The sequence below is a fragment of the Segatella copri genome (genome assembly GCF_009494395.1).
Classification (GTDB): domain Bacteria; phylum Bacteroidota; class Bacteroidia; order Bacteroidales; family Bacteroidaceae; genus Prevotella.
Map to the genome: position 1 here is coordinate 31,055 of NZ_VZCB01000022.1, position 14,844 is coordinate 45,898.

The 14,844-nt window shown below is 49.7% G+C and carries 15 protein-coding genes; 9 read left to right on the forward strand and 6 right to left on the reverse strand.

Annotation, left to right across the window (positions count from 1 at the left end; all coding sequences use genetic code 11):
• Positions 1-55 precede the first annotated feature (55 nt).
• The gene (locus F7D73_RS02845; RefSeq protein ID WP_153122197.1) at positions 56-1,639 is read left to right on the forward strand and encodes a S41 family peptidase; all 1,584 of its coding nucleotides are present in this window, start codon (positions 56-58) and stop codon (positions 1,637-1,639) included.
• A 373-nt stretch (positions 1,640-2,012) separates the two neighbouring features.
• Here the strand turns inward: F7D73_RS02845 and F7D73_RS02850 are convergent, their stop codons facing one another.
• Positions 2,013-2,984, reverse strand: coding sequence for a bile acid:sodium symporter family protein (locus F7D73_RS02850; RefSeq protein WP_153122198.1), 972 nt, complete (start codon positions 2,982-2,984; stop codon positions 2,013-2,015).
• Positions 2,985-3,278: 294 nt separating this feature from the next.
• Here F7D73_RS02850 and ruvB point away from each other — a divergent pair, with 294 nt between their 5' ends.
• The 4 genes from ruvB to F7D73_RS02870 all read left to right on the forward strand — a co-directional run bounded on the left by ruvB (position 3,279) and on the right by F7D73_RS02870 (position 5,713).
• Entirely contained in the window at positions 3,279-4,313 is a 1,035-nt protein-coding gene (gene ruvB / locus F7D73_RS02855; RefSeq protein ID WP_153122199.1) for a Holliday junction branch migration DNA helicase RuvB, read from the forward strand.
• 11 nt (positions 4,314-4,324) lie between these two features.
• Complete coding sequence (coaD, locus tag F7D73_RS02860) at positions 4,325-4,810, forward strand: pantetheine-phosphate adenylyltransferase (RefSeq protein ID WP_153122200.1); 486 nt, start codon at positions 4,325-4,327, stop codon at positions 4,808-4,810.
• A gap of 19 nt (positions 4,811-4,829) precedes the next feature.
• A complete protein-coding gene (gene ybeY / locus F7D73_RS02865) occupies positions 4,830-5,264 on the forward strand; it encodes an rRNA maturation RNase YbeY (RefSeq protein ID WP_006848933.1) in 435 nt (144 codons plus the stop codon).
• A gap of 65 nt (positions 5,265-5,329) precedes the next feature.
• Positions 5,330-5,713, forward strand: a complete 384-nt coding sequence (locus F7D73_RS02870; RefSeq protein ID WP_022111304.1) for a hypothetical protein — start codon at positions 5,330-5,332, stop codon at positions 5,711-5,713.
• Positions 5,714-5,767: 54 nt separating this feature from the next.
• Here the strand turns inward: F7D73_RS02870 and dusB are convergent, their stop codons facing one another.
• The 4 genes from dusB to F7D73_RS02890 all read right to left on the reverse strand — a co-directional run bounded on the left by dusB (position 5,768) and on the right by F7D73_RS02890 (position 10,166).
• Positions 5,768-6,757, reverse strand: coding sequence for a tRNA dihydrouridine synthase DusB (dusB, locus tag F7D73_RS02875; protein WP_153122201.1), 990 nt, complete (start codon positions 6,755-6,757; stop codon positions 5,768-5,770).
• Between the two features lie 213 nt (positions 6,758-6,970).
• Complete coding sequence (gene dprA, locus F7D73_RS02880) at positions 6,971-8,101, reverse strand: DNA-processing protein DprA (RefSeq protein ID WP_153122202.1); 1,131 nt, start codon at positions 8,099-8,101, stop codon at positions 6,971-6,973.
• 222 nt (positions 8,102-8,323) lie between these two features.
• A complete protein-coding gene (locus F7D73_RS02885) occupies positions 8,324-9,616 on the reverse strand; it encodes a DUF2851 family protein (protein ID WP_153122203.1) in 1,293 nt (430 codons plus the stop codon).
• A gap of 136 nt (positions 9,617-9,752) precedes the next feature.
• Complete coding sequence (locus F7D73_RS02890; protein ID WP_153122212.1) at positions 9,753-10,166, reverse strand: acyl-CoA thioesterase; 414 nt, start codon at positions 10,164-10,166, stop codon at positions 9,753-9,755.
• A gap of 252 nt (positions 10,167-10,418) precedes the next feature.
• On the opposite strand from F7D73_RS02890, the gene dapB reads away from it, so the two are divergent.
• The 4 genes from dapB (at position 10,419) to F7D73_RS02910 (ending at position 13,837) form a co-directional block, all read left to right on the forward strand.
• The gene (gene dapB / locus F7D73_RS02895) at positions 10,419-11,180 is read left to right on the forward strand and encodes a 4-hydroxy-tetrahydrodipicolinate reductase (protein ID WP_153122204.1); all 762 of its coding nucleotides are present in this window, start codon (positions 10,419-10,421) and stop codon (positions 11,178-11,180) included.
• Positions 11,181-11,194: 14 nt separating this feature from the next.
• Positions 11,195-12,643 (forward strand): signal peptidase I, encoded by a 1,449-nt coding sequence (gene lepB, locus F7D73_RS02900; protein WP_153122205.1) that lies wholly within the window; start codon positions 11,195-11,197, stop codon positions 12,641-12,643.
• A gap of 11 nt (positions 12,644-12,654) precedes the next feature.
• Positions 12,655-13,143: a S26 family signal peptidase gene (locus tag F7D73_RS02905; RefSeq protein WP_153122206.1), complete on the forward strand. Its 489-nt coding sequence runs from the start codon at positions 12,655-12,657 to the stop codon at positions 13,141-13,143.
• A 76-nt stretch (positions 13,144-13,219) separates the two neighbouring features.
• Positions 13,220-13,837: a WbqC family protein gene (locus tag F7D73_RS02910; RefSeq protein WP_153122207.1), complete on the forward strand. Its 618-nt coding sequence runs from the start codon at positions 13,220-13,222 to the stop codon at positions 13,835-13,837.
• A 61-nt stretch (positions 13,838-13,898) separates the two neighbouring features.
• Here F7D73_RS02910 and F7D73_RS02915 read toward each other — a convergent pair whose 3' ends face one another.
• Positions 13,899-14,585 (reverse strand): hypothetical protein, encoded by a 687-nt coding sequence (locus F7D73_RS02915; RefSeq protein ID WP_153122208.1) that lies wholly within the window; start codon positions 14,583-14,585, stop codon positions 13,899-13,901.
• Positions 14,586-14,844 lie beyond the last annotated feature (259 nt).

The window sequence follows — 14,844 nt, forward strand, 5'->3', positions numbered from 1 at the left end:
TTAACCTGTTAACTCTTGAAGGATTTCTCTCTTTCATAAACTTTAGTTTTAAGAAATGAAGAAATATCTATTTATTGCGCTCATGGCATTCCTGGCAGTAACTTCTGCCAATGCCCAGCTGCGCATCAAGATGGGCAAGAACAGCCCGATAGAGAAGTTGGGTAGGGCGGAAATCGCCATTACCAACCTCTATGTGGATAGTGTGGATGAGAACAAGCTCGTAGAGGACGCCATCCGAGGCATGCTCGAGAAGCTGGACCCTCATTCTTCTTACGCCACGGCCAAGGAAACCAAGGCGATGAACGAGCCGCTGAATGGAAGCTTTGATGGCATTGGCGTGCAGTTTAACATGGTAGATGATACCTTGCTCGTCATCCAGCCCGTAGTGAATGGGCCTTCCGAGAAGGTTGGAATCATTGCTGGCGACCGTATCGTGGCGGTAAATGATACTGCCATTTCGGGCGTGAAGATGAGCAAGGAGGAAATCATGAAACGCCTTCGCGGTCCTAAGGGAACAACGGTGAATCTTACCATCGTGCGCCGGGGCATCAAGGATAAGCTCACCTTCAAGGTGAAACGTGACAAGATTCCTGTAACCACGATGGATGCGGCTTATATGATTCGCCCGGGCATCGGATACATCCGTCTGGGAAGCTTCGGCCTTACCAGTCATAAGGAAGTGACGATAGCGATGGATTCGCTGAAAAAGAAGGGAATGAAAGACCTTATCTTCGACCTCGAGGATAATGGTGGCGGTTACTTGCAGGCTGCGGCTCAGATAGCCAATGAATTCCTTCAGAAGGGCGATCTCATCGTTTATACCAGCGGTCGTGCAGCTCCCCGTCAGGAGTATAAGGCGCAGGCTAACGGCAGATGGCGCAAGGGAAAGGTGGTAGTGCTTACCAATGAGTTTACAGCTTCTGCCGCAGAGATTGTTTCCGGAGCCATCCAGGATCAGGACCGTGGAGTAGTGGTAGGTCGCAGAACCTTCGGCAAGGGATTGGTGCAGCGTCCACTCACCTTCGATGATGGCAGCGAGATTCGTCTCACCATCGCCCATTATTATACGCCTAGCGGCAGATGCATCCAGAAGCCGTATAAGAAGGGAGACAGACTGGATTATGCGATGGATCTCGACAACCGTTACAAGCATGGCGAGTTCACCAACCAGGACAGCATCCATCTTTCAGATAGCTTGAAGTATTATACTTTGCGCAAGCATCGTGTGGTTTATGGTGGCGGCGGAATCATGCCTGATTATTTCGTTCCGCTGGATACTACCAAGTACACCAAGATGCACCGTCAGCTGGCAGCCAAGAGCATTGTCATCAACCACAGTCTGAAGTTTATCGATGCTCACCGCAAGGAGCTGAAGAGCCAGTATAAGGATTTCAACAAGTTCCTGGCAAGCTACGAGGTTCCTTCTTCGCTCATTGAAGGCATTATCGCAGAGGGCAAGAAGGAGAAGATAGAACCTAAGGATGAGGCTGAATTGGCTCAGACGAAGAAATACCTGGCTGTGCAGCTGAAAGCCCTTGTAGCGCGAGATATCTGGGATATGAGCCAATACTTCCAGGTTTGGAACGAGACCAATGAGATAGTTCAGCGAGCCGTGCAGCTGCTGACCACGGGAAAGTAACTATAGAAAAAACGGCTGTTAACTGTTAACCTGTTAACCCGTGAGGTAATGATATAAGAAAAGGTCGTGAGGTTTCTGATAGAATTTCACGGCCTTTTTTGTGTATTTATCTTCCAAGAACGCAAGTCCGCTAGGCGTCCCGGCGGATTTGCAATCCGCCGTCAAAAAATGTTCGACCTCTTAACCCCGGGGGATTTGTAATCCCCCAACAAAAGAAAAAGCATACTCCTTTGCTGCGGATTTCAAATCCGCAGAGCCTCAATAGGTTAGGACATTTTTTAACGCCGGATTTCAAATCCGCCGGGTCGCCTAACGGTTTCAATCCGGCGGGTCGTCTGGCGGATTTGCGTTCATGAATCCTTTCCGAATTCATTTACTTCTTCTCATGCATGCGATCCCATTTCAGATAGATTCCGGCAAGGATGGTGCCCGAAATACTGTGCCAGGCACAGCTGATGGCGCAAGGCAATACGGCAAGAGGCTGGGCGGCAAAGAAATTGCCGGCAAGTACTGTAGCAAGACCGGCATTCTGCATTCCCACCTCAATACTGATGGTACGCTTCTTGGCGGTATTGAATCCGGCAAGTTTTCCGGCGAGCCAACCGAGACAGTAACCCAGCGTGTTGTGGCAGAAAACCACTGCAAAAGTCCAGAGGAAAAGTGATAAGCCACGAGCCACCAAGTCATCGTGAACCGTAGAAATCACACCTCCCACGATGATTGCCAGACACGTAACGCTGATGCCCGGCATCAGACTCTGAATGGTAGGGAAGCAATCCTTCTTGCCATAGATATAATTCAAGGCGCAGCCGATGGCCACAGGGATAATCGTAACTATCAGAATGTTGATGAACATTCCCACAGCATCTACATGGATAATCTCGCCAGCCGTAATCTTCATCAGCAGCGGAGTCATCACTGGTGCAAGAATTGTAGAGGCGCAGGTCATTCCCACAGAAAAAGCCACATCGCCATGGCAGAGATAACTCATGATGTTGCTCGAAACGCCGCCCGGACAGCAACCTACCAGCAGGATTCCGAGTGCCAGGGCTGGGTCAAGATGCCACACATGCACCAGGGTGTAAGCCACACCCGGCATGATGATGAACTGGGCGCAGGCACCGATAAAGACATCCAGCGGGCGCTGAGCCAGAATCTTGAAGTCGTTGGTGGTCAAGGTCAGACCCATGGTGAGCATGATGATGCCGAGAATGACGGTTTGAGTAGTTCCGCGCACCCAGTCGAAGGTATGTGGGAAGAAGAATGTGAACACTGCAACACCTATCACGAAGATAGATGTGTAATTGGCCAGCAGCTTGCTGAGCCCTTGAAATAACTTAAGCATAATTCTATTTCTTTTAAAATCCTGATATTTCTCTCTTATTATATAATCTCTCTTACTATCCTCCTTCTTTCCTCTCTTTCAATATTGGGTGCAAAAGTACGTCTTTTCTACTGAATAAACAAATTATTTAATAATTAAATATCAAATTATAACATTTTTCTTGGTTTGAGCTTACAAATCTGCACGAATCATCTTGGATTGTGCAATATCTGAGGCAAAATAATTCGGCTTTTCTTCTTTAATTCCGCAACAAATGTGTAACTTTGCACCCATATTATCGATAATAGTCATAGAATGAACGAAGATTTTGATATAAGACAAGAGACGGTTTCGCCTGCTGAAAAGGAATTCGAGAAGGCGCTGCGCCCACTGAAGTTCTCCGACTTCAGCGGACAGAATGGCGTGGTGGATAATCTCGAAGTCTTTGTTGAGGCAGCCAAGTATCGTGGCGAACCGCTCGACCATACCCTCTTGCACGGTCCTCCCGGATTGGGTAAGACTACGCTGAGCAACATCATCGCCAACGAACTGGGCGTAGGATTCAAGATTACATCAGGCCCTGTGCTCGATAAGCCGGGCGACCTGGCAGGTATCCTTACCTCCCTGGAGCCTAACGATGTGCTCTTCATCGATGAAATCCACCGCCTTTCGCCAGTGGTAGAGGAGTATCTCTATTCGGCGATGGAGGATTACCGCATCGACATCATGATAGACAAGGGTCCTTCGGCACGAAGCATTCAGATAGATCTGAATCCGTTTACCCTCGTTGGAGCCACTACCCGCAGCGGTCTTCTCACGGCTCCTCTCCGTGCCCGTTTCGGAATCAATCTGCATCTGGAATACTACGACCCTGAGACGCTTCAGAAGATTATCAAGCGAAGTGCCATGCTCCTGCAGGTGCCTATAGAAGATGAGGCGGCAGTGGAAATCTCCCGCCGTTCGCGTGGAACCCCTCGTATTGCCAACTCGCTGCTCAGAAGAGTCAGGGATTTCGCTCAGGTGAAGGGCAACGGAACCATCACCTTCGAGATTGCTCAGGTGGCTCTCAAGGCGCTGAATATCGACCAGTATGGCTTGGACGAGATTGACAACAAGATTCTCACCACCATCATCGACAAGTTCCGTGGAGGTCCGGTGGGCGTAAGCACCATCGCCACGGCTATCGGTGAAGATGGCGGCACCGTAGAGGAGGTTTACGAGCCATTCCTCATCATGGAAGGCTTCATCAAGCGTACACCTCGAGGCAGAATGGCCACCAAGCTTGCCTATGAGCATCTGGGCAGGAATCCGTATGCAAGCAACATCATGCAGGGCGACCTGTTTGAATAAAGTTCAAAGTAATGAAGATAGGAATATTTACGGGTACATTCGACCCATTTACGATAGGACATCAGAACATCGCCGAGCGTGCCTTGCCCATGTTCGACAAGCTCGTGATAGCAGTGGCGATGAGCAAGCTGAAACATGCGCAGGAGGAAATCTCGAAGCGTGTGGAGGATATCAAGGCCGTTTTTCCGAAGGAATGTGCAGAGCTGGTAGATGCGAAGGATGCATCCAAGGGCTACCGCCTGGAGGTGGTTGCTTACGATGACCTCACCATCGACCTGGCGCATCGCCTGGGAGCTAAGTTCCTGGTTCGTGGCGTCCGCTCTGCCAAGGATTTCGAGTACGAGCGAGAGCAGGCTGACATCAACAAGCAGTTGGGCGGCGTAGAAACCATCCTGCTGTTTTCCGACCCAAGATACAGCAGCATCAGCTCAACGCTGGTGAGGGAGCTGAGATTCTTTGGAAGAGAAGTAGATGAATTTTTACCAAAAATAAAATAAAAATAGGAGGAAGAAGCGTATGATAACATACAATGTAGATGGCGTGAAAATGCCAAAGATCAAGAAGCGCGACACCAGTGCCTGGATTCGCAAGGTAGCTGCCTCTCATGGCCGCAAGGTGGGAGAGATAGGCTATATGTTTGTAGATGACGAGAAGATTCTCGAAGTGAACAACGAGTATCTGGGTCATGATTACTATACCGATGTCATCACCTTCGATTATGATGAGGATGATGTGATTAACGGCGACATCGTGATTTCGCTCGATACCGTGCGCACCAATGCCGAGCAGTTTGGCAAGACCTACGATGATGAGCTTCACCGCGTCATCATCCACGGCATCCTGCACCTCTGCGGCATCAATGATAAGGGGCCGGGAGAGCGTGAAATCATGGAGGAGAACGAGAACAAGGCACTCGCCCTGCTCGAAGGTGCTTCTATATTGAAGAAGTAAGAAGTTCTGATTATGGTAGGTTGTTTAAGGCAACAATAGATGATATTGTTAAATATTTTTAAGCAATGGGGAATAAAGAGTGGATTGCTTTTGCAAATGAGAAAAAATGTAATCACGCAAAGAGCTTGATAAAGAGTGGATTTATTAGTTGGGTAAATACAGCTAATTTTGAAGTAGGAGATATAGTATATTTGTTTATGTCAAATACTAGAAACGTTAGATTTAAAACTCAAGTTGTTGCCGATAATTGTAAGCGTGAGGATTCTGAATATTGGCTTGAGCAAGCTCCTACGGATATTACTTTTAGATTAAAGTTGGTTGCAGAATATTCTGGAGACCAATTGAATGAAAGTGTATTGATTAAGCATGGTTTTAAAGGTGGTAGATCACTTCAAACTCCAAGCTATAAGAATGAAAATTTGATGGATTATATAAAGTCAATCTTTTAAAAGTAAAAGGGAGAAACTAACAGGTGTCTGTTGGATTCTCCCTTTGTCATTATGTTAGCTTTCTAAACTTTTGATTCTCTCCCTACATTCTTTCAGAATCCCAGTTAGTTCTTCCACGGTCGTGGCTCTCAGCATGGCGATTCTCGTCTGGCGGAAATCAGGAATGCCCTTGAAGATAGGGGAGGCGGCTAGGTGGCGACGGGTGTGGAGAATGCCTCTGTACTCATCGATGCGCTCTACGTTGATGCGGAGCTGCTCCTCCAGGAGGTCAATCTTCTCATCTACGGTTAATGGGGCAGCACCCGTATTATCCAGATAATCACGAATTTCCTTGAAAATCCATGGCCTTCCGAAGGTGGCTCTGCCAATCATCACCGCATCTACGCCGTAGCGATCAAAAGCAAGCTTGGCTTCTTCCGGGGTCGTAATGTCGCCGTTGCCGATGATAGGAATATGGATGCGGGGGTTGTTCTTCACCTCACCGATGAGGCTCCAGTCAGCTTCGCCCGTATACATCTGGCTTCGGGTTCTGCCGTGGATGGTGAGCGCCTGGATTCCGCAATCCTGTAGCTGCTCGGCAAGCTCGGTGATGATGAGGTTCTCGCAATCCCAACCCAGTCGGGTTTTCACGGTTACGGGCACATTCACCGCCTTCACCACTTCTCTTGTAATATCCAGCATCAGCGGAATATTGCGGAGCATTCCGGCTCCCGCACCCTTTCCGGCAACCTTCTTCACCGGGCAACCGAAGTTAATATCAATCACATCCGGCTTCGCCTGTTCCACGATCTTGGCAGCTTCCACCATATCCTCGGTGGTGCGACCGTAAATCTGAATGCCCACAGGGCGCTCCTCATCGCTTATCGTAAGCTTGCTGACAGTACTCTTGATGCTTCGCACCAAGGCTTCCGCCGATACGAACTCAGTATAAACCATGGCAGCTCCGAATCGCTTGCAGAGCATGCGAAAGCCAATATCTGTTACGTCTTCCATCGGAGCGAGGAAGAGGGGCTGAGGCCCAAATTCTATATTACCTATTTTCATCGTTTTATGAGGAGTTAAAGGAGTTAAGGAGTTAAAGGAGTTAAGACAAATGCTTCGAAAATGATAATCCTTGATATTCCTTCTCCAAAATTTCGGCTGCAAAGTTACACTTTTTTTATGAGAAATTGCCATGATATACAAAAAAACATGAGTATCTCATAACTGTTGTCTTAACTCCTTAACTCCCTTTAACTCCTTAACTCCTCCTTTGATTCACTTCAAAAGATGATACATTCCTCCTGCCAGGGTGCGGATGATTCCCTTCATTTCCATCTGGAAGAGGAGGGAGGTGAGGCGGGAGATGTCGATATTCGACTTCACGCTGATGATGTTGATTTGCAGGTCGTTGGTCTTGGAGAGGATTTGGACGATGAGCTCCTCCTCGGGCGATAGTTCCGGGAAGAGGCAGCGCTCGATGCCCTGCTGCTTGGCTCTCATCAGGGTTGCGTCATCCTGCCAGCGCATGTCCTTCACAAAGTCCTCGGCGCTGGTGATGAGGGTGGCGCCGTTGTCCCTTATCAGGTTGTTGCAGCCTTCGCTGTAGTGGTCGCCTATCCTCCCCGGGAAGGCGAAGACGTCACGGCCGTAGGATTGCGAAATGCCGCAGGTGATGAGACCGCCGCCATGAGAGGCGCTCTCTATCAGGATGCAGGCATCCGACATTCCCGCCACGATGCGGTTGCGGCGCACGAAGTTAATCTTATCGGCGTTTGTCTGGGTAAGGAATTCGGTGAGCAATCCGCCTTGCTCTATCATTCTCGCTGCCGTATCCCTGTGTTGGCGGGGATAGAGGTCATCGAGGCCATGAGCCAGTACGCCCACGGTTTCGTAGCCGCAGGCGAGCGCCTGTCGGTGTGCCATGATGTCTACGCCATAGGCCAGGCCGCTCACGATGAGCACACGAGGGGAGAGCTGCTTCAGGTCGGAGATAAAGCGGCGGATGAGGTCTTCGCCGTACGGGGTGCAGTGGCGGGTTCCGATGATGTTGATGACCCGCTGCTGGTTGAGGTTGGCGTTGCCTTTATAGAAGAGCATCAGAGGGGCGTCGTCGCAATCCTTGAGTCGCTGGGGATATCGGTCGTCGTTCATCGTTATCGGCTCTATGCCGTATCGGATGTCGTATTCCAGTTCTACTTCTGCGCGTTTGCGCGCCTCATCGCAGTTCTTGAGGGCGTTCACGAGCTTATCCGAGGCATCTGGGAGAAGGCTTCGGATGTCGTTTCTATGCTCCATGATGAGCGTGGCGGAGCCTGTTCTTCTGTATAGCTCCAGTATCCCTGCAAGGCTGAAGTAGTTGAGCCTTGTCAGGAGGATGGTGTTTAATATTTCCTGTTGGTCAGCCATAAGCTTTATCTTTTTATGGGGTTATAGATGGGAGGAAGGAGGGGGAAGCAGGAGGGAGCAGGAGGGACCGAGCGATGGAATCGCTCGGAACGGGAGCGCGAGGGGGCTACGCTTGCTCCTTTATTTCTGCACCACAGTTCCGAGCGATTCCATCGCTCGGTCCTTCCCTGGTCTTCCCTGGTCTTTCCTGGTCTTCCCCCGGTCCTTCTTTTTCTTTCCCCTTTACCTCTTCAGGTATTCGTAACCGATGCGGCAGCGGAGGCATTCCTTCTTGTCGCAGTATTCCTTCTTCAGCTGGATGAGGGCCTGGCTGTCGCCGGCGTTTTCCACCACCAGGCCGCATTGCTGCCACATCCTTACTATGTGGTTGTTCTCGGCCTTCAGTTCCTCCAGGAAGTCGAAGGCGCGGTCGCAGAATTTCTCTTCTCCGCGGTGCCTGCCGTAGGCGAAGAGGATGGGGACTACCGTGTTGATGATGAGCAGATTGAGCGAGAAGGGGGAGATGTGCTTCTCGTTCTTTACACTCGTGCTGCCAAAGGTGTAATGGGTTTCCCAATACTCCGTGACGCTGGTAGAAAGCACCTTCTTCGCCTCCTTCACCGTGGTGGCCTCCAGCAGCTGGCTGAGGCTGGCACGGCGGTTGTAATAAAGATTGGCAAGCTGCGAGATGCGGATATGAGGGAAGTTCTGAGGGCGAAGTCTCAGGAATCGCCACAGCTTGTAATCCATCGGCTGCATCGAGAACTTATGCGAGAGATAGAGATATTCATTCCTCAATCTTGCGAAATAGCCGTCGTTCAGGGCGTCTTTCTGATAGCGTTCGGGGATGGTGTTGAGCTCCAGCAGTCCCGCCTGACCCATGAAAATGGCTTCTATCTGGAAGAGGTCGTCCCGGTGATGGTCCACGGCTCTGAGCGGCAGGTTCAGAGCCCACTGTTCGAAGGCTTCGCCATTGATTCCGAAGCCGAAATTGCGCGCCAGGGTCACGAAATAGGCGTTCTCCCAATCACCGTTGCATTGTCGGACGCGCTCTTCTATCGCCTCTGTTTTCTGCGAGAGCCGTTCGGTTTGCAGGGCGCTCATCCACGAGTGGATGGTGAGCCTGGTGAGCGATGGAATGATTTGATAGCAAGGAGGATATTGGTCGATGGTTAAGAGTTCCTGATAGTGTTTCAGTACGTGTTCGGGGATGTTGAGCTGCATCTGCACAAGGGGTTCGCCCTTCGAGTTTTTGGCATCGAGGTCGATGATGCCGCAGACGTGCAGTATCACGTTGTCGTATCTCTCATCCTTGTCGTGGGCATGAAGATACCAGTCGCTCGCCTTGTCGTGAATCTCCACGTTGCCCACCCATAGGGTTCCGTTGATTTTCAGCTTGGCGTTGAAGAAGTCGGGCCCTGCATTGCGGTTGTGGAGTCCGGGGTCGATAACTTCCACCTGCCGCTGGTCGGTGGTGGTGAGAGGGGAGAGTGGGAAGAGTTTGTGCTTCCACACGTAGTGAAGTAGTTGCTCCATATTGTTTCGGCTTTTATGGTTTATAGGATTGCCTCTTTCGGAACGCAAGTTCTTTTGCTTGACCTTGATGGATGCAAGTTCTTCGCTCGTGTGCGGAAGGGGAGTATTGAAAAATCAGCTGTTAACTGTTAACCTGTTAACCCTGAGGAGAGAAGTATTTCTCGAATGCCTTGTCGTAATCCTCGCTGTTGCCCAGCTTTCCGTTGATGAGGCAGACGAGTTCTACGGTTGCCTTGAGGCAGAGCTTCTCGTCGCTGGCACGGAAGATGTCCTGATGGAAGACATATCTTACGCCCTGCTTCTCCAGCCACAGACGCGAGAGGAATTCATCATCGCATTGCAGCGGAACCTTGTACTGCAGGTTCATTCTCGCCACCACGGCATCCACGCCCTTGTTGTGCATTTCGGCAAAGCTGAGGCCGCATTCCTTCAGGAAGAGATGGCGGGTATGCTCCATGTAGTGCAGATAGTTGGCGTTGTTCACAATGCCCTCAATATCGCACTCGTAATCCCTCACTTCCATCTTTGTCTCGAATATGTATTTGCTCATCATTTTCTCTTTTTTAGTTACTAAATGAGGCTAAAAGCCTTAAATCACTGCAAAAATAACCAAAATTTTCTATTTATTATTATAATAACAAGGATTTTTCAAGGTTTTTCAAAGAAAAAATTGTATTTTTGCCGAAACGTTTGGTTTGAGGAGGCAAAGAATGACGATGCAAAAACGCAATGGCAAGCTTTCTCCTTCTCCCTGCCATACGGAAATATCAGTTAGAGTAAAACAAATAAAATTTAGATAAAGATGAAAATTGCTTTGATCGGCTACGGAAAGATGGGACACATGATCGAGGAGATCGCCCTGCAGCGTGGCCACGAAATCGTATGTAAGATTGACGTGAATAACCCTGAGGATATCGACAGTCCGGAGTTCTGCTCTGCCGATGTTGCCATCGAGTTTACCAACCCTACTGCCGCTTACGGCAACTATCTGAAGGCTTTCTCCCACAACGTGAAGGTGGTTTCAGGTTCTACAGGTTGGATGAAAGACCATAAGGAAGACGTGGAGAAACTCTGCGCCGACGGTAAGCAGACCCTTTTCTGGGCGTCTAACTTCAGCATCGGTGTAGCCATCTTCTCTGCCGTAAACCGCTATCTGGCTAAGATCATGAACGGTTTCCCACAGTACTCCGTATGCATGCAGGAAACCCACCACGTGCACAAACTTGATGCGCCATCAGGCACAGCCATCACACTGGCCGAGGAAATTATCGACAACATCGACAGAAAGAAAGATTGGAAGCGTGGCGTAACTTATTGGACAGAGGATGGTCATCACGATGAGGGCGATGCAAACATCACCGATGAGGATTTGGTCATCAACTGCGTACGCGATGGCGAGGTTCCAGGAATCCATGCCGTGATGTACGACAGCGATGCTGATATGATTACCATCGAGCACAGTGCCCACTCACGCAAGGGATTTGCTCTCGGAGCTGTTCTCGCTGCTGAGTTCACAGCCACCCATTCCGGCTTGCTCACAACCTCAGATTTGTTTAAGTTCTAATAAATCTAATAAATATGATTGACAAGCAGAAACAAAAACTCAATATGAAGGTGCAGTGGGCGAAGTTCGCAGTAGTTCTCGCCCTCTATCTTCTCTTCCTGGTTTGGGTAGAGAGCTGGCTGGGACTCATCGTGGTTCCGTTCATCTTCGATGTCTACATCACCAAGAAGATTCACTGGCAGTGGTGGAAGGATGAAGAAGGCCCTGTGCGCTTCATCATGAGCTGGGTAGATGCGCTCGTGTTCGCGCTCGTAGCGGTTTATTTCATCAACCTCTTCTTCTTCCAGAACTACGTCATTCCGTCTTCCTCTCTCGAAAAGAGTCTCCTCACGGGCGATTATCTCTTCGTGAGCAAGGTAAGCTACGGACCTCGCATCCCTCAGACTCCGCTCACCATGCCTTTAACCCAGCACACCATGCCGCTGGTCAACGTGAAGAGCTACATTGAGTGGCCTCACTGGGATTACCGCCGCGTGAAGGGATTGGGCAACGTGAAGCTCAACGACATCGTTGTGTTCAACTATCCTGCCGGCGACACCCTCTGCAACGAGGAGCGCTATCAGGCGAACGATTACTATCAGATGGTTTACTCCATCGGCGACCAGATACTGGAGCAGAACGGCCAGCAGCAGGATGTCCGCGTGCTGAACCCATTGCAGCAGCGCCACTACTTCGAGAAAGTGTATGCTGCCGGTAGAAACTACATCCTGAACATGCCGGGCGAATATGGCGACATCATCAGCCGTCCTACCGACCGCCGCGAGAACTACGTGAAGCGCTGCGTGGGTTTGCCTGGTCAGACCCTGCAGATCAAGAACCGCATCGTTTATCTTGACGGCAAGGCAAACAAGGAGCCTGATAACGTGCAATATACCTACAAGATGAAGCTCAAGGGCGAGTTCCCTATCGACCTTGCCGATGAGCTGGGAATCACCAACGAAGACCTGCTGATGTATAATCAGAGCGGCGTGATTCCACTCACCAAGAAGGCTTATCTGGCCCTGAAGGCGAACAAGAACCTCGTGGAGAGCATCTCCATCAACACCGATGCAAGATACGGCGACCTGTATCCGCTCAACGCCTACACCGGCTGGACATGCGATAATTACGGTCCTGTATGGATTCCGAAGAAGGGCAAGAGCATCGCTCTGACGCTGAAGAACCTGCCTGTTTACGAGCGTTGCATCAAGGTTTACGAGGGCAACGACCTGAAGGTAGACAGCCAAGGCAACATCTTCATCAACGGTAAGTTGGCGAAGAGCTACACCTTCAAGCTCGACTATTACTGGATGATGGGTGACAACCGCCACAACTCAGCCGACAGCCGCTACTGGGGCTTCGTGCCTGAGGATCACATCGTGGGCAAGCCTATCTTCATCTGGTGGAGCCACAGTCCTGATCATCCAGGCTTCTCAGGCATCCGCTGGAACCGCCTGTTCAACTTCGTAGATAACATCAAGTAAGAAAGATAGATTTGAAAATCGCAGTTAAATTCCTAATAGCTTTAGGTTTATCGCTGCTCCTGGTGTGGGTGGTGCGAACCTTTGCCTTCACTGTCTTCACGGTGCCCGCCGGAGGTCTTCCTCCGCAGCTGAAAGCAGGCACTCGGGTGATAGTGAATAGGATTGACTGCGATTTTTTCAATCGCGGCGATGTGGTTGTCTTCACCGATTCCGTGTTTGCTCCGGCTAAGAATCAAACCAAGGTCAAAGGTCAGAGACAGGCTGGAAATCAAGTTCAGCCTAACCCCCGGAAATTCGTCTCAGAGGCTTATTTCATCGGTAGGGTAGAGAAGCTTCCGGGTGATACGATTCTCATCGATACGGTGAAGTATATCATTCCTACGGTCTGCTGTAAGCGCTGCGGCTGCAAGGATTGCCGCTTCTATCTCCTGAAGACCCCAACCGGGCAGCAGGTGGTGCATAAGCATCAGATGATAGGCAAGGCTTACAAGCTGTTCTAAACGTAAAGAGTAATCATAAAGTTCAAAGTTCAAAGTTCAAAGTAAAGAAAGTTCAAATCTCAAAGTTCAAAGTAAATTGAAAGCCCTTCTTTCCTCCACATATTTCGGTCCCATCCAGTGGTATCAGAAGCTGAACCGCTACGATGAATGCCTGATAGAGCGCCACGAGAGCTTTATCAAGCAAACCTATCGCAACCGTATGATCATCCCGACCACCAACGGTCCTCTCTCGCTCACCATCCCCACCAATCACGACATCTCCCTGTCGATGAAGGACATCCGCATCTCCGACCACGCCAACTGGCGCCACGTCCACTGGAATGCGCTCCTTTCCGCCTACGGCGAGAGCCCCTTCTTCGAGTATTACCAGGACGACATCCGCCCCTTCTACGAGAAGAAATACGAGTTTCTCTTCGATTTCAACATGGAGACTACCGAGAAGATGATAGAGCTTCTCGACATCCGTCCCAAGATTTCAATCACCGAAGCCTATATTCAGAGTAAAGAACTGAAAGAAGAGGATGAAATCAAGGATTTCCGCGATGCTATTCGCCCAAAGAAGCCGCTTCCTGACGCTGAATTCGCTCCCAAGCGCTATTATCAGGTCTACGGGCAGAAGCACGGTTTCCAGCCGAATATGAGCATCCTGGACCTCCTTTTCAATGAAGGCAACGAGGCGATATTCTACCTATAAATCATTAAGGTAGAGTATCGCCTCGCAGCTTTCTTATAATTCAATGAGCCTGGTTCCGTAATTAGAAGTAGTAGGCCAGCTTTGCGCGCAAGCCATTGTGATCGATTCCGTATTTATATTTGCTGCCGTCCCAGCCTGCCGGCTGCTTGTAAGCGGAGGACATGCCGCCAAGATTCATGCCAGCCGACCAGTGCTTGCTGAGCATGTATTCGCATCCCATTTCCGCATAGACGCCAAAGCCATCTACGGTGGCGAAATCGTCGTCTGTGCAGGCGTAGCCAAGGCTCAGCAGCAGATTCCAGATGAAGCGCTTGTTGGTCTTGTAGGCCATTTTGTAACCCGCACCGACGAAATAGTTCATGATTACATCGTTGACGTCATTGCCGCCGTTTCTAGGGATTTTCACCTTGGTTCTGCTGCCCATGCCATTAATGGAGAAGCCGATATAAAAAGGACGGCGGGTGTTCTTCAGTTTCCACAGATGGGCGTATTCCATGGTCACGTCGAAGCCGGTAGGCGTTCTGCCCAGTTTATCGCCGTTGGCCGTAAGAATTTCGTTGCTGAGCCATGAATATCCGCTGCTTACGCTGATGCTGTTGGCTGGCAGATAGCGCTTCTCGTTGTCTGCATCTTCTACCACAACCTTCTTCTCCTGCTCTTGCGCGCAGGCCTTCTGTGAAGGAATTCCACTCAGAAATAGCGCAAATGAGGCGCATGCAGCCAATTTTGCTGCTGATTTTGAATTCATACGTTTTAAAATTTATTGTTAATAATTTGGCAGCAAAGGTATAAAAAAAAAAACGGAATTCCATAGAAATATATGGGGAAATAATGGGGAATGTAATGTTAACAAATATAACTCGCTCTAAATTGGACTTTGATTGAATATCAAGAACTTGGGCGTTTGCCTATATTATATAGGTAACAATATGGAAACGAGCGGACTTCTGCTCGTTTCTGTATTTTGCAATATACAAAGAACGCCTTAATTCGGGGACAAAGATACG